Origin of the sequence: Duganella rhizosphaerae, from assembly GCF_040364205.1 — a bacterium.
In the GTDB taxonomy this organism is placed as follows: Bacteria; Pseudomonadota; Gammaproteobacteria; order Burkholderiales; family Burkholderiaceae_D; genus Rugamonas; species Rugamonas rhizosphaerae.
This window is the reverse complement of record NZ_BPWK01000001.1, coordinates 476,415-491,405: the sequence shown is the minus strand read 5'-3', so window position 1 is coordinate 491,405 and position 14,991 is coordinate 476,415. Positions and strand designations below refer to the sequence as shown.

The window sequence follows — 14,991 nt, the reverse complement described above, 5'->3', positions numbered from 1 at the left end:
ACTGGAGCGGGAGGAGCGTCTCGAACGCGCGACCTCACCCGAACGAATTTGCTCGCTCCGTCCCCTAGACCACGCTCGACAGGTACGCGGATTTCCGAATGGAGTAGCATGAAATTTTTGTGGACCTTACCCATGTTTTTTGAACTTTATCGAGATACGACGCCGCGGACGGTCCAGTCCTGGCGTTGGCGTCTGCTGGATACCGACAGCAGCGTGCTGGCGGTAGGCGCGGCCAGCTATGACAACGAATTGGCCTGCAGGGCGGCGATCCGCGCGGTGGCCAACGCAAGCTGCTCGACGCCCGTCGTCACGCGCACATCCCATCATTACGAACACCACCGCCATCGCAAAGACCGGCGCGCCATCGTCCGCCACGCCGCCGGCGCATTTGAACAAAATGGAATCCCCTTGATCTAACATGGTTTCATGCGCGGCTACCCGCGCCATCGGCGACACCATGAAACGCTCCGACTTCATCCGCGCCAATATCGATCCCATCCTCGACGCCTGGGAAAAATTCGCCGGTGAGATATCCGCCGGGCGCAACCTCGAGATCGGCACGCTGCGCGATCACGCGGTCGGCATCCTGCATACCATCGCCAGCGACCTCGACCGCCCCCAGTCGCCCCAGGAAGAGCTGGCCAAGTCCACTGGCCACGGGCCACGCCTGCTGTTGACGACGGAGGCGGAAATGCATGGCGCCACACGCGTCATGGCAGGCTTCAGCCTGGATAACGCGATGGCCGAATTTCGCGCCCTGCGCGCCAGCGTGCTGCGGCTGTGGACCAAGGCCAGGCAGGAAGTCCAGCCGGGCGACGCCGAGGATATCACCCGCTTCAACGAGTCGATCGACCAGGCGCTGAGCGAATCGATCGGACGCTTCTCCGATGAAAAAGACCGCTATACGCGGCTGTTCGACGCCCTGCTGTCCTCCTCGCCCGATCTCCATTTCATCTTCCGGGCCGATGGCGCCATCGTCTACGCAAACAAGTCGTTTTCCCGCCTGTATGGCATGTCCACCGCCGAGATCATATCCAGGAACCTGTTTGACATCTGCTCGGTCGGCGCGCAAGAACTGCGGGGCCTGGTCGACCATCTGATCGCCACCAGGATCCTGTATCAGGGCGACATTCCATGCATCCCCTCGGCATCAGACATCGCCGCCACCTATGAAGGGTTGTTGATCCCCGTGTTCGACGAGGCCGGCAACTTCGAGGCGATCGCGGCCACCGCGCGCGACGTCAGCGAGCGCAAGGCCATGGAAGACAGGATCAAGCGCAACGCCAACTACGATTCCCTGACCGGCTTGCCGAACCGGCGCCTGTTCCGTGACCGCCTGGAGCGCGAAGTCAAGCGCTCGGCCCGCGCCGACGTCCCGTGCGCGCTGCTGTTCATCGATCTGGACGGTTTCAAGGACGTCAACGACAGGCTCGGGCATGCCGCCGGCGACCAGCTCTTGCAGCAGGCGGCGCAGCGCATCCGGCACTGCGTGCGCGAAGTCGACACGGTGGCGCGCCTGGGCGGCGACGAATTTACCGTGATCCTCACCGAGGTCACGCGCACCGCCCACGTCGAAATCCTGGCGCAGCAAATCCTGGCAGAACTGGCCAAGCCGTTTTCCGTCCTCGACAGCGACGTTCAGGTGTCGGGCAGCATGGGCATCACGCTGTGCCCCCAGGACGGCGGCACGCCGGACGAATTGCTCAAGAACGCGGACCAGGCCATGTATGCGGCCAAGGCCGCCGGCCGCAACCGCTTCGGCTTCTTTACCCTGGAAATGCGCAACGCCGCCTGGGCCCGCCTGCGGGTCATCGACGAACTGCGCAACGCGCTCGCCGATCGCCGCCTGTTCCTGCACTACCAGCCCATCGTCGACCTCGCCTCGGATCGCATCGTCAAGGCCGAGGCGCAGCTGCGCTGGCTGCATCCCGACTCGGGCCTGATGTCGGCCGAGGCCTTCATCGGCCTGGCCGAGGAAACCGGGCTGATCGGTGAAATCGGTGTATGGGTCCATAGTGAAGCCCTGGCGCATGCGCACAAGTGGTGCGCCTTGAGCGGGGCATCGTTCCAGGTCTCCATCCACAAGTCGGCGACCGAATTGATGATCAAGGGGCCGCTGGAACCAGCGCCCGCGCCGCCCGGCGGCGGCCTGCTGATCGAGATCAAGGAAGAGGTGCTGCTCCATAGTTCGCCGGCGATGCGGAGCACGCTGGAATTGCTGCGCCAGGAGGGCGGCGAGCTGGCCATCGACGATTTCGGCGTCGGCTGCGCCGCCATGGGCCAATTGAAGAAGTTCAAGGTCCACTACCTGAAAATCGACCGCTCCTTCATCCACGCCGTCACCAACCAGACCGAGAGCCGCATGTTCGTCGATTCCATCATCGCGATGGCCCACAAGCTGGGCTTGAAAGTGATCGCCGAGGGCGTGGAAACAGCCGGTCAGAAGGACTGGCTGAAGACGGCCGGATGCGATATGGCGCAAGGGTACTATTTCTCGGCCCCCGTCACACCTGACGATTTCGAACAACTATTGCTCGCGGAAGCAGCGCGAGCGGGTGCTGAGGCGTGCCGGCGCGCATAGCAAAAAGGGCAGCCACATCGGCTGCCCTTCTACATACTGGAGCGGGAGAAGAGTCTCGAACTCTCGACCTCAACCTTGGCAAGGTTGCGCTCTACCAACTGAGCTACTCCCGCTTGGAGTTCAAATTGTCTGGAGGCGAGGATCGGAGTCGAACCGACCTAGACGGCTTTGCAGGCCGCTGCATAACCGCTTTGCTACCTCGCCAGAGGAAACTTTTTACTAAGATGCACAGCGGGGTTACGCGCTGCGATCCGGAATTCTGGAGCGGGAGAAGAGTCTCGAACTCTCGACCTCAACCTTGGCAAGGTTGCGCTCTACCAACTGAGCTACTCCCGCATTGGAGTTACTGATTTTTACTGCGCTAACCAGCTTCGAAGAAACTGGAGCGGGAGAAGAGTCTCGAACTCTCGACCTCAACCTTGGCAAGGTTGCGCTCTACCAACTGAGCTACTCCCGCATTTGGAGTCCAACATCATAGCAGCTAGCGATCAATATTGCCAGTGCTACTTAGTTCTTGATAACTTGGAGCGGGAGAAGAGTCTCGAACTCTCGACCTCAACCTTGGCAAGGTTGCGCTCTACCAACTGAGCTACTCCCGCGTCGCTGTCATCAACAACAGGCCAGCATTATAGATGATCCATGACGCCTGTCAATGGCCTTGATGCCAATCTTATCGGTTCAGCTCCAAAGCCGGCGGCCGCCCCTGGTCCGGCTGGCTGTAATCGCAGACGCCATGCGGGAAAATCCGCCGCAGCCAGGCCTGCTGCGGCGCCGTCCAAGCCACGTCGGCGGGATAGCCGCCGTCCCGCAGCGCCTGCGCCACGGGCTTCAGCGCGCACTTGAAGACGTCGCCCTTGATCGACGCCCCCGCCACCATGCGCGGGCTGGAAAACAGCGGGAAGGCCTTGGCACAGGCGCCCGGCGGCCTGGCGTCCAGGATGCCGTCCCAGACGGATGGCCCGGCGGCGATGACGGCTCCACCGGTATCGATGCAGCGGTCGGTGAATTCGGCCGGCGCCGGGCCGCCGCCCAAGACCCGGTCCATGGTCGACAAGGCTTCCAGCACCCTGCCCGGCATGTCGGCCTCGGAACGGGTGAACCAGATCACCTGGCGCCTGGCCTCGGCGCGGCCGGCGCCAAGCAGGCGGGCCCGCACCGAGAAGGCCTGCCGGGCGTTGTGCATGTTCAGCTCCGGCTCCAGATAGGGCCGCAGGTCGATCATCGGAATGCCCAGGCGCTGGCCGGTGAATACCTGGCCCGAGCCGTAGGCCTTGCGCATCGCGTCGACGCTGCCGCTGCGGCGCGCCGCGGGCGTGCCCTGCGGATCGCGGCAGGTGGCGCTGCGCAGCATGTTGCGGCTGTCGTAGGGGTCGTCCTTGCCCTGCCAATCCACGAAGTCGGCCTGCTCCTTCCAGCCGCCCACGCAGGCGTTGAGGCGCAGGAATTGGTCGATGCCGATCTGCCCTGCCCTCAGCGCCTGCAGGCCGTACTGCACGCCCTCGTTGTCGATGGAGACGGGCGCATAGCCTTGCGCATCGGTGCCGTAGACGTCTTCCAGATCGTTCCAGTGCGTCCATTTGACCTTGTCGAACGCGCCGGCGGGATAGCGGTAGAAGGTCGCGGCCAGGTCGTAGCGGTCGTCCTTGTAGCGCGGGTTCAGCACCGTCACGATCGCCATCTTCCAGCCGTTGATACACTCGGTCGAGCCGGCGCCGCCGGTCCAGGCGTGTTTGGCGGTGTCGCTGGCGTTCATGCCTTCGATGGCGATTTGATTGCTCCACCTGGCCCATGGCGACGCCGGATCGAGCGCCACCTCGTCCTTGAAGTACTGGCTCAGCAGCGGGCAATCCGCGATCGGGATGGTCTGCGTGATCATGTCCGGATACGACTGCAGCGGAATGCCGCCATCGAGCAGGGCGGGATGGTTTTGCGCGAACAGGTACTGCTGCACCGCCCCGCCCGATCCACCCAGGCCGATGGTGAACAGCGGCGCGCCATAGGCTTCGACAAAGCGCGCCTTGGTCAGCATGGCGGTCTGCCCGGCCAGGCGCATGTTGTAATGGACGCCGGCCTCATTGCCGGTCGAGCTGACGATGGCGTAGCCCCGCTCCAGCATGGGCACCATCAACTGGCGCTCGTTGCCGCTCAAGCCTCCGGGCTTGAACCACAGCGGCAAGCCTTGATGGTGGCCGATGCCGACGCCGCCGCCCAGCCAGTACACCAGTTTGCGGTTCCAGGCCTCGGCAGGGGCCAGCATGGCGATGGTGTAGACGAAGCGGTTGATGGTGCCAACCTCCACCCGCACCACGAACGGCACGTCCGCCCCTTTGAGCTTGATGGTGGTGAGGTCGGAAGGCGGCGAGGCGTAGCCGGTGGCGGGATCGAAGGGCTTGAAACGGTTGCCGGCGAGGTAGAAGTACTGGATGCGCGTGGCGATGCCGCAATTGCGGCTGTAGCCGACGATGGCGCCGCTGGCCTCGTCGATCACGGGGTGGCCGATGCCGTCGCGGTTATCGACGCTGGGCTGGCCCAGGCCGGCTTCCTGCGTGCGGCAGACGAAGGGTTGTTGTTGCGCCTGCGCTGCCAGGCAGATTGCGGTTGCCGCGCAGGCGGCCAGAAATCTCCAAAAGCCCATGGCGTGTGCTCCTGATCTGGTGTAGTGAGCCTCACCGGATCATAGCATTTTGTTACTAGTTCAGCGTGCCCGCTTTTTCCTTGATCAGCGGCCACGCCAGGCGCAGGTAGTAGAACATCGACCACACCGTCAGCACGGCCGCCACTTCCAGCAGGCGCGAGCCCCAGAACTGGGTGTCGACGGCGCCCACCAGCACGTCATGGAACAGCAGCAGCGGGATGGCCGTCATCTGCGCGGTGGTCTTGATCTTGCCCAGCGAGCTGACCGCCACCGATTTGGAGGCGCCGATCTGCGCCATCCATTCGCGCAGCGCCGAGATGGCGATCTCGCGGCCGATGATGATGAACGACAGCACGGCGTTGGCGCGGTCCAGCTGCACCAGCACCAGCAAGGCCCCCGCCACCATCAGCTTGTCCGCGACCGGGTCGAGGAAGGCGCCGAAGGCCGAGGTCTGGTTCCAGCGGCGGGCCAGGAAACCGTCGAACCAGTCGGTGACGGCGGCGACGATGAACACCAGCGTGGCCGCCAGGTTCTGTTCCGCCACCGGCAGCACGGTGGTGGGCAGATAGTAGACGCCTACCACCAGCGGAATCAGCGCAACGCGCAACCAGGTCAACAGTATCGGTATATTGAAGGGCATAAGCTCGGAAATTAGTGCGGCCGTGAAAATTGTTAATGCGCCGCTAGTCTACCTTGCCGCAGCACATTAAACCAGCGCACTGTTGTTGTGCACGCCTCAATGCAATTGTCGGTAGATCTCCTCGGCCAGGGCGCTGGAGATGCCCTCGACCTGCTTCAGATCCTCGATGCTGGCGTCGACCACGCCGCGCAGGCCGCCAAAGCGCGCCAGCAGGCGCTGGCGGCGCTTGGCGCCGATGCCCTCGATCTCCTCCAGGCGCGAGGTCTGGCGCGTCTTGGCGCGCTTGGCGCGCATGCCGGTGATGGCGAAGCGGTGCGCCTCGTCGCGGATCTGCGCCACCAGCATCAGCGCCGCCGACTCCTTGCCCAGCTCCTGCGCGGCCCGGCCGTCGACGAACATCAGCGTCTCCAGGCCGACGCGCCGCCCCTCCCCCTTGGCCACGCCGACGATCAGGCTGATGTCCAGCCCCAGTTCGGCGAACACCTGGCGCGCCATCTCGATCTGCCCCTTGCCGCCGTCGATCAGCACCACGTCCGGCATGACGCCGTCGCCGTTGGCGACCTTTTCGTAACGGCGCATCAGCACCTGGCGCATCGCCGCGTAATCGTCGCCGGGGGTGATGTCGTTGATGTTGTAGCGGCGGTATTCGCCGTTCTGCATCTGGTGGTGATGGAACACCACGCACGAGGCCTGCGTGGCCTCGCCCTGGGTGTGCGAGATGTCGAAGCATTCCACGCGCAGCGCGTCGATGTCTTCCGGCTCCAGTTGCAGCGCCTCGACCAGCGCGCGCGTGCGCGACTGCTGCGAGCCCTGCTCCGACAGCAGCCGCGCCAGCGAGATCTCGGCGCCCTTCTGCGCCAGCTCCAGCCATTTGCGGCGCTGGTCCTGCGGCTGGAAGATCAGGTTGATGCGGTGGCCGCACTGCTCCTGCAAGGCCTGCATCAGCGCCGGGTGGTCGAATTCGATATTCAGGATCAGCGTGCCGGGGATGAACTTCTCGGTGTAGTGCTGGGCGAGGAAGGCGGCCAGCACCTCCAGTTCGATCGGTGCTTCCGCGATCGCGGCGGCGTCGCCGATGTGGTTGGGGAAGTAGGCGCGGTCGCCCAGGTGGCGGCCGCCGCGCACCATCGCCAGGTTGACGCAGGCGCGGCCGCCCTGCACCAGCACGGCGATGATGTCGACGTCGGCGTCGCCGGTGGTTTCCATGCTTTGCTGGTGCAGCACGCGCGACAGCGACTGGATCTGGTTGCGCACCCCGGCGGCCAGCTCGAATTTGAGCTCACCGGCGTAGGCGTGCATTTTCTTTTCCAGGTCGGCCATCACTTCGCTCTGGCGGCCGCGCAGGAAGCGCGCGGCGTTTTCGACGTCGGCCTTGTAGTCGTCCTTGCTGATCAGGTCCACGCACGGCCCGCTGCAGCGGCCGATCTGGTGCAGCAGGCATGGGCGGGTGCGGTTGGAATAGACGCTGTCTTCGCAGGTGCGGATCAGGAACACCTTCTGCAGGATCTGCATCGATTCCTTGACCGCCCACGAACTGGGGAACGGGCCGAAATACTGGTTCTTCTTGTCCACCGCGCCGCGGTAGTAGACCATGCGCGGCGCGTCGCCGCCGGTGATCTTCAGGTAGGGATACGACTTATCGTCGCGGAACAGGATGTTGAAGCGCGGGCTCAGGGCCTTGATCAGGTTATTCTCAAGGATCAGCGCTTCGGCTTCGCTGTGGGTGACGGTGGTCTCCAGCCGCGCGATGCGCTCGACCATCATGGCGATGCGCGGGCTGCTGAGGTTTTTCTGGAAGTAGCTGGAGACGCGCTTCTTCAGGTCGCGCGCCTTGCCGACGTAGAGCACCTTGTCGTCGGCGTCGAAATAGCGGTACACGCCCGGCAGGTTGGGCAGCTTGGCCACGGTGGCCAGCACCTGTTCGCGCGGATCGGGTGCGCTTGTTTCCACTTCCAGTTCAGTCATGCTATTCCCGCTACGCCTGTTCGACGATGACGAAGGCGACGGCGTATTCCTCTTCGTCGCTGACCGTCACCTGTGCCGACAGCTTATTCTTTTCCATGAATTCCTTCAGCACGCCGCTGCAGACGATCATCGGCTTGCCGCTGGGCGCGTTGAGCATCTGCGCGGCCGGCCAGGTCATCGGCATGCGCATACCCAGGCCGATGGCCTTGGAGAAGGCTTCCTTGGCGGCGAAGCGCGTGGCGACGAAGCGGATGCCGCGCGCCGCGTTCTTGGCCTTGCGCGCCAGGTACTTCTCCATCTCCTGCGGACCGAGGATCTTGGCGGCGAAACGGTCGCCGTTGCGCGCCAGCGCCGCCTCGATGCGCGGGATCTTGCAGATGTCGGTGCCTATGCCGTAAATCATTTTCTCGCGCCCAGGCGGGTCGAGACCATGATGGCCTTCATCTCGCGCACGGCGTTTTCCCAGCCGACGAACACCGAATGGGAGACGATGGCGTGGCCGATATTGAGCTCGGCGATTTCCGGAATCGCGGCGATCGCTTGCACGTTGGTGTAGTGCAGGCCGTGGCCGGCGTTGACCTTCAGGCCTTTCGACACGCCATACAGCACGCCGCGGCGGATGCGTTCCAGTTCGGCGGCCTGCTCGGCGCCCTCGGTGTCGGCATAGCGGCCGGTGTGCAGCTCGATCACCGGCGCGCCGATTTCGGCGGTGGCGTTCATCTGCGCTTCGTCGGCGTCGATGAACAGGCTGACGCGGATGCCTTCGGCCTGCAACTGCTTGACGGCGGCCTGCACGGCCTTGAAGTGGGTGACCACATCGAGGCCGCCTTCGGTGGTGACTTCGGTGCGCTTCTCGGGCACCAGGCAGACGTCGGACGGCTTGATGCGGCAGGCGAAGTCGATCATTTCCTGCGTGACGGCGGCTTCCAGGTTCATGCGGGTCAGCAGCTGGGGCGCCAGCGCGATGACGTCGGCGTCCTTGATGTGGCGGCGGTCTTCGCGCAGGTGCAGCGTGATGCAGTCGGCGCCGGCCTGCTCGGCCAGCAGCGCGGCGCGGATCGGGTCCGGATAGGTGGTGCCGCGCGCGTTGCGCAGGGTGGCGACGTGGTCGATGTTCACGCCGAGGTCGATGATGGTGCCGGAGGGTTGCAGGAAGCTCATTAGTTTATACCGTTTATCTAGTTATAACTGCATCAAGTCGATCAGGATCTGGCGGGTGTTCAACGGCGCGCCGCCCAGGTGGTGCGCCAGCAGGAAGCGCATCAGCTGCTTGCTCTGCGCTTGCGTGGCGGCGTCCTGGTAATCTTCGCGCTCCATGTCGAGCAGCGTCTTGCCGGCCACGCGCGGCCACGGATCGGCGGCGCGCTCGGGGCGCGGGCCGCGTTCCGGATCCACCACGTAGACCACGTCGGCCTGCACGGCGCGGCGGGTTTCGGTGCAGCGGGTCAGGTCGGCGGAGACGCCTGTCTCTTTAAGTAGGGCCCGTTCGAATTTTCTCAAGACGATGGGCGCCGGTTCGTTGTGCGCCAGCTGGTTCAAGGTGGCGACGTAGTGGTCGAACAGGCGCGGATGGGCGTCGTCGCGCGCCAGCAGCTTGACCAGCAGCTCGTTCAGGTAGAAGCCGCACAGCAGCGCGGTCTTCTCCAGCGGCAGCATGCCGCCCACCCATTCGGCCTCGGTCAGCGTGCGCAGTTCGGATTTGCCGACCCAGCTGGAGGACAGCGGCTGGAAGGTTTGCAGCACGCCGCGCAGTTGCGAGTGCGGCCGCTTGGCGCCCTTGGCGATCAAGGCCACGCGGCCGAAGTCACGCGTGAACAGGTCGATGATGAGGCTGGTTTCTTTGTAGGGATAGCTGTGCAGGACGAAGGCCGGCTGACCTGCAACCTTGGTGCCGAAGGTGCGCTCGCGCGACGGCGCGCGCGGGCGTTTGGGTGGTGCGGGTGGTGCTGGTGCTGGTGCTGCAGGGGTTGCCACTGCTGCCGGGGCGGGCACCACTTCACGCTCCGCCTCAGGCGCGGCCTGCTGCGGTGCCGCTGCGATGTCGGCGTCTAGCGTGGTGGTGGACATCGCCCCTCTTCTTTATTCGTAGCCGTAGGCGCGCAGACCCGCTTCGTTGTCGGCCCAGCCGGATTTGACCTTGACCCAGATCTCCAGGTACACGGGACCGCCGAACAGTTTTTCCATGTCCAAACGCGCTTGCGTGGACACTTCCTTCAGGCGCGCGCCCTTGTTACCGATGATCATGGACTTGTGCGTATCGCGCTCGACCAGGATGGCGGCGAACACGCGGCGCAGGTCGCCCTCCTGCTCGAACTGCTCGATCAGCACGGTGCTGGTGTACGGCAGCTCGTCGCCAACAAAGCGGAACAGTTTTTCGCGGACGATTTCCGACGCCAGGAATTTTTCGCTGCGGTCGGTGATGTCGTCCGGCCCGAAGATAGGCTGGTTCTCCGGCAGGAAGCGCTTGATCTCTTTTTCCAGGCCGTCCAGCTGGAAGCGCAGCTTGGCCGACACCGGCACGATGGCGGCGAAGTTGAACTTGGCCGCAACCTGCTGGGCGAACGGCAGCAGCACCGCCTTGTCCTTGACGCGGTCGGACTTGTTGATCACCAGGATCACCGGCACTTCGGACGGCAGCAGGTCCATCACTTGCTGGTCGGCCGGGCCGAAGGTGCCCGCTTCGATCACGTACAGGATCAGGTCGGACGAGATCAGGGTGTTGGTGACGGTCTTGTTGAGCGTCTTGTTCAGCGCGTTCGAGTGGCGGGTCTGGAAGCCCGGCGTGTCGACGTAGATGAACTGCGCGTCGTCATGGGTCTGGATGCCGGTGATGCGGTGGCGCGTGGTTTGCGCCTTGCGCGAGGTGATGCTGACCTTGGCGCCAATCAGCGTGTTCATCAGGGTCGATTTGCCCACGTTCGGGCGGCCCACGATGGCGATATAGCCACAACGGAAGTTGGCGGAGGTCGTTTCGGTATTCATTTCAGTTTCTCTTTTTACTTGTTTGCTGCTTTGGCAGGCGGTGGCGACGGTTCATGGTCAACCGGGGCCTCGGTCGTCTGCACGGTGGCGATGCCGGCCAGCTTGAGCTGGGCAGCGCGCGGTTTGGACTTGCGGCCGGCGGCCGGCGTCTTCACCAACGCTTGTTCGGCCACTTCCAGCGCCAGTTTGGCGGCGGCCTGTTCGCCGGCGCGGCGGCTGCCGCCGCGTCCGTAGACCTGGATGCCCAGCTTGGGCACCAGGCACTCGATTTCGAATTCCTGGCTGTGCGCGGCGCCATGGGTGGCCACCACATTGTACAGCGGAAGCGAAATCTTCTTACTTTGGAGGAATTCCTGCAGCAGGGTCTTGGCGTCCTTGCCCAGGGTTTGCGGGTCCACCGATTCCAGGATGGGAATGTAGAAGGCCCGGATCACGTCGCGCGCGGGGTTGAAGCCGCCGTCCAGGAAGATGGCGCCCAGCAGCGCCTCCAGCGTATCGGCCAGGATCGAAGGCCGGCGGAAACCGCCCGACTTCAACTCCCCTTCGCCCAGCCGCAGGAACTGCGACAGCTCCAGCTTTTGCGCGATCTCGTACAGCGACTGCTGCTTGACCAGGTTGGCGCGCAGGCGCGACAGGTCGCCCTCGTCGATCGCCACGAAGCGCTCGTACAGGATGGACGCCACCACGCAGTTCAAAATCGAATCGCCCAGGAACTCCAGTCGTTCATTATGCAAACTGCTGTGGCTACGGTGCGTCAAGGCTTGCTGCAACAGGCCAGCATCCTGGAACGTATAGCCTAAACGGTTTTGCAATAACTGAAGATTCATTGTTCTGTACGATTCTTTACTGACTTATTGATCGGTCTTGGCGGGGGCCGGCATGCCGTTCTTGGCCGTGGTGCCCTGGTATTCCAACAGCAGGCTGGCCGGTCCGACCAGCGGGATTTTCTTTTCGTAGGCGAAGCTGATTTCGAACTCGCCGTTTTCCTTGGCGATCAGCAGATCGTGGCTGGTGATCGAGCTGATGTAGCCGGTGGTCGCGTTGGCGTCGAACGACTTCTGCATCTCCAGCACGGAACCGCCGTTGGCCTTGGCCGTGACGATGGCGTTCTGGATCGCCCGGTATTCGGTGTAGGTCGGCACGATCTTCAGCGCCAGCACGCCGACGAAACCCAGCGCGGCCAGCACGATGATCAGTCCGACCAGGGAAATGCCCTGCTGCTGCTTCAAGCTTGATTGCATCTTAGTCCTTTTCGCCATGGCCCGCTGAGCGTCGATGTTTAATGGATGCTGCCGATGCGGCGCAGGTTACCCAGGTTCATCCATACGAAGAATGCTTTACCGACAATATTCTTGTCCGGTACAAAGCCCCAGTAGCGGCTGTCCGCACTGTTGTCGCGGTTGTCGCCCATCATGAAGTAATTGCCCTGCGGAACTACGCAGGTGAAGCCTTCATACTTGTAGGTGCAGTTTTCGCTGTACGGGAACTTCTTCACGCCATCCAGGCTCAGCGTAGGCGCAGCCTCGTTGTTGAGGATGCGGTGGCTGACGCCGGTCAAGTCTTCCTGGAACTGCTTGTTGTAGGCCAGGTGCTCGTCGTCCAGGTAGTCGTCCAGCGGCGTGTACTTCACTGCCACGCCGTTCACCGTTAAGCGCTTGTTTTCATATGTGATTTTATCACCCGGCACGCCAATGACGCGCTTGATGTAATCCTGGCTCATATCCATCGGATATTTGAACACCATCACGTCGCCGCGCTGCGGGTTGTTGATCTGCACGATCTTCTGGTTCAGCACCGGCAGGCGGATGCCGTAGGTGAACTTGTTCACCAGGATCAGATCGCCCACCAGCAGGGTCGGCACCATCGACGACGACGGGATCTTGAACGGCTCGTACAGGAACGAACGCAGGAAAAACACCAGCGCGATCACCGGGAAGAAGCTGCCCGAGTATTCGATCCAGGTCGGCTGGCGCAGCAGCGCGGCCTCGATCGCGGCGCGGTTGCCCTGGTTGTCGAGCTTGATGCCGTCGGCGGTCAGCTTGGCGTTGCGGGCGTCGTAGTCGGCCAGCGCGCGGTCGGCGGCGGCACGGCGCTGCTTGGCCAGGTAGAACACATCCAGGAACCAGATCACACCGGTGATCACCATCAGTACGAACAGGATTAAAGCAAAATTACCTAAGATCACTTGCAGGTTCATTTGTCGTCCACTTGTAAGATTGCCAGGAACGCTTCTTGTGGAATCTCTACCGAGCCCACTTGTTTCATGCGTTTTTTACCTGCTTTTTGCTTCTCCAGCAGCTTTTTCTTACGGCTGATGTCGCCGCCGTAGCACTTCGCCAGCACGTTCTTGCGCAAGGCCTTGACGTTCTCGCGCGAAATCACGTTGACGCCGATGGCCGCCTGGATCGCCACGTCGAACATCTGGCGCGGGATCAGTTCGCGCATCTTGGCCGCCACCTGGCGGCCGCGATAGGCGGAGTTGGAACGGTGCACGATGATGGCCAGCGCATCGACCTTCTCGCCGTTGATCAGCATGTCGACCTTGACCACGTCGGAGGCGCGGTATTCCTTGAACTCGTAGTCCATCGAGGCGTAGCCGCGCGAGGTCGACTTCAGCTTGTCGAAGAAGTCCAGCACGATCTCGCCCATCGGCATTTCATACACCAGCTTGACCTGGCGGCCGTGGTAGGCCATGTCCATCTGCACGCCGCGCTTGCTGATGCACAGCGTGATCACCGAGCCGACGTACTCTTGCGGCATGTACAGGTTGACCGTGACGATGGGCTCGCGGATTTCGTTGATCTTGGTCGGCTCCGGCATCTTCGACGGATTGTCCACCTTGATGATGCTGTTGTCGCGCATGACCACCTCGTACACCACGGTCGGCGCGGTGGTGATCAGGTCCTGGTCGAATTCGCGCTCCAGGCGCTCCTGGACGATTTCCATGTGCAGCAGGCCGAGGAAGCCGCAGCGGAAGCCGAAGCCCAGCGCCTGCGATACTTCCGGCTCGTACATCAGGGCGGCGTCGTTCAGCTTGAGCTTTTCCAGCGAGTCGCGCAGCGCGTCGTACTGGTTGGCTTCGACCGGGAACAGGCCGGCGAACACTTGCGGCTGCACTTCCTTGAAGCCCGGCAGCGGCGCGGCGGCCGGACGGTTGGCCAGGGTGACGGTATCGCCCACCTTGGCGGCCTTCAATTCCTTGATGCCGGCGATGATGAAGCCCACCTGGCCGGCCGACAGCTGCGGCAGCGAAACCGAGCGCGGCGCGAAGATGCCGACGTCTTCCACCAACTGCAGCGAGTCGGTGGCCATCAGCTTGATCTTGTCCTTGGGCTTGAGGGTGCCGTTCATCACGCGCACCAGCATCACCACGCCGACGTAGGCGTCGTACCAGGAGTCGACGATCAGCGCCTGCAACGGCGCGTCCGGGTCGCCCTTCGGCGGCGGGACCTTGGCGATGATCGATTCCAGCACGTCTTCCACGCCCAGGCCGGTCTTGGCCGAGCAGTGGACGGCGTCGCCGGCTTCGATGCCGATCACGTCTTCGATCTCGGCGATCGCGGTCGGCGGATCGGCGTTCGGCAAGTCGATCTTGTTCAGCACCGGCACCACTTCCACGCCCAGGTCGAGCGCGGTGTAGCAGTTGGCCACGGTCTGGGCTTCCACGCCTTGCGAGGCGTCGACCACCAGCAGCGCGCCTTCGCAGGCCGACAGCGAGCGCGACACTTCGTAGGAGAAGTCGACGTGGCCCGGGGTGTCGATCAGGTTCAGGTTGTAGATCTGGCCGTTGCGGGCCTTGTATTGCAGCGCAGCGGTCTGTGCTTTGATCGTAATGCCGCGTTCGCGCTCCAGATCCATCGAATCGAGCACTTGCGACTCCATCTCGCGTTCGGACAAGCCACCGCACAATTGAATGATACGGTCCGCCAGGGTGGATTTACCGTGGTCGATGTGGGCGATGATGGAAAAATTGCGTATGTTGTTCATTAACAAATATTCAAAAACGGGTTTGAAACGACGGGGCGCAGAAACTGAGCGCAATACGAAAAAAGCGCTCCGAGCGGGGCGGTAATGCCCTGGCGAGCGCCTTGATGACAGCCACTAAAAGCAAAACGTAAGCTTTTCTACCCCCGCATTTTACCGGATTTCAGAGGGGAAAGGCCGACTTATGCGGTGTGAAATGCATAT

Annotated in this window: 13 protein-coding genes and 5 tRNA genes; 2 read left to right on the top strand and 16 right to left on the bottom strand. The window is 63.0% G+C overall.

The annotated features are described in order from the left end of the window. Positions 1–108 precede the first annotated feature (108 nt). A complete protein-coding gene (locus RUGAMON1_RS02275; protein WP_445228953.1) occupies positions 109–417 on the top strand; it encodes a YegP family protein in 309 nt (102 codons plus the stop codon). A 40-nt stretch (positions 418–457) separates the two neighbouring features. Continuing rightward, on the top strand, positions 458–2,581 hold the full coding sequence (locus RUGAMON1_RS02270; RefSeq protein ID WP_445228952.1) for a putative bifunctional diguanylate cyclase/phosphodiesterase: 2,124 nt from the start codon (positions 458–460) through the stop codon (positions 2,579–2,581). A 37-nt stretch (positions 2,582–2,618) separates the two neighbouring features. Here the strand turns inward: RUGAMON1_RS02270 and RUGAMON1_RS02265 are convergent. The 16 genes from RUGAMON1_RS02265 to lepA form a co-directional block, all read right to left on the bottom strand. Then, positions 2,619–2,694: transfer RNA gene (locus RUGAMON1_RS02265), tRNA-Gly, on the bottom strand. A 17-nt stretch (positions 2,695–2,711) separates the two neighbouring features. Then, positions 2,712–2,785, bottom strand: a tRNA-Cys gene (locus RUGAMON1_RS02260). Positions 2,786–2,841: 56 nt separating this feature from the next. After that, positions 2,842–2,917: transfer RNA gene (locus RUGAMON1_RS02255), tRNA-Gly, on the bottom strand. 45 nt (positions 2,918–2,962) lie between these two features. Continuing rightward, positions 2,963–3,038: transfer RNA gene (locus RUGAMON1_RS02250), tRNA-Gly, on the bottom strand. Positions 3,039–3,104: 66 nt separating this feature from the next. After that, positions 3,105–3,180 (bottom strand) — tRNA-Gly (locus RUGAMON1_RS02245). A gap of 71 nt (positions 3,181–3,251) precedes the next feature. Then, positions 3,252–5,216, bottom strand: a complete 1,965-nt coding sequence (locus tag RUGAMON1_RS02240) for a DUF6351 family protein (RefSeq protein ID WP_445228951.1) — start codon at positions 5,214–5,216, stop codon at positions 3,252–3,254. Positions 5,217–5,271: 55 nt separating this feature from the next. Then, positions 5,272–5,856 (bottom strand): CDP-diacylglycerol--glycerol-3-phosphate 3-phosphatidyltransferase, encoded by a 585-nt coding sequence (gene pgsA / locus RUGAMON1_RS02235; protein ID WP_445228950.1) that lies wholly within the window; start codon positions 5,854–5,856, stop codon positions 5,272–5,274. 96 nt (positions 5,857–5,952) lie between these two features. Then, entirely contained in the window at positions 5,953–7,821 is a 1,869-nt protein-coding gene (uvrC, locus tag RUGAMON1_RS02230; protein WP_445228949.1) for an excinuclease ABC subunit UvrC, read from the bottom strand. A 10-nt stretch (positions 7,822–7,831) separates the two neighbouring features. Next, on the bottom strand, positions 7,832–8,224 hold the full coding sequence (gene acpS, locus RUGAMON1_RS02225; RefSeq protein WP_445228948.1) for a holo-ACP synthase: 393 nt from the start codon (positions 8,222–8,224) through the stop codon (positions 7,832–7,834). Then, positions 8,221–8,982: a pyridoxine 5'-phosphate synthase gene (pdxJ, locus tag RUGAMON1_RS02220; protein ID WP_445228947.1), complete on the bottom strand. Its 762-nt coding sequence runs from the start codon at positions 8,980–8,982 to the stop codon at positions 8,221–8,223. Before pdxJ ends, acpS begins: the two co-directional genes overlap by 4 nt. Before the next feature lie 21 nt (positions 8,983–9,003). Further along, the gene (recO, locus tag RUGAMON1_RS02215) at positions 9,004–9,888 is read right to left on the bottom strand and encodes a DNA repair protein RecO (RefSeq protein ID WP_445228946.1); all 885 of its coding nucleotides are present in this window, start codon (positions 9,886–9,888) and stop codon (positions 9,004–9,006) included. Between the two features lie 12 nt (positions 9,889–9,900). Next, positions 9,901–10,803 (bottom strand): GTPase Era, encoded by a 903-nt coding sequence (era, locus tag RUGAMON1_RS02210; protein WP_332855850.1) that lies wholly within the window; start codon positions 10,801–10,803, stop codon positions 9,901–9,903. 14 nt (positions 10,804–10,817) lie between these two features. After that, positions 10,818–11,630, bottom strand: coding sequence for a ribonuclease III (rnc, locus tag RUGAMON1_RS02205; RefSeq protein ID WP_445228945.1), 813 nt, complete (start codon positions 11,628–11,630; stop codon positions 10,818–10,820). Between the two features lie 24 nt (positions 11,631–11,654). Then, a complete protein-coding gene (locus RUGAMON1_RS02200) occupies positions 11,655–12,044 on the bottom strand; it encodes a DUF4845 domain-containing protein (RefSeq protein ID WP_445228944.1) in 390 nt (129 codons plus the stop codon). Positions 12,045–12,082: 38 nt separating this feature from the next. Next, positions 12,083–13,000, bottom strand: coding sequence for a signal peptidase I (gene lepB / locus RUGAMON1_RS02195; RefSeq protein WP_445228943.1), 918 nt, complete (start codon positions 12,998–13,000; stop codon positions 12,083–12,085). Further along, positions 12,997–14,790, bottom strand: a complete 1,794-nt coding sequence (gene lepA / locus RUGAMON1_RS02190) for a translation elongation factor 4 (RefSeq protein WP_445228942.1) — start codon at positions 14,788–14,790, stop codon at positions 12,997–12,999. The genes lepB and lepA overlap by 4 nt, the downstream gene beginning before the upstream one ends. Positions 14,791–14,991: the final 201 nt, after the last annotated feature.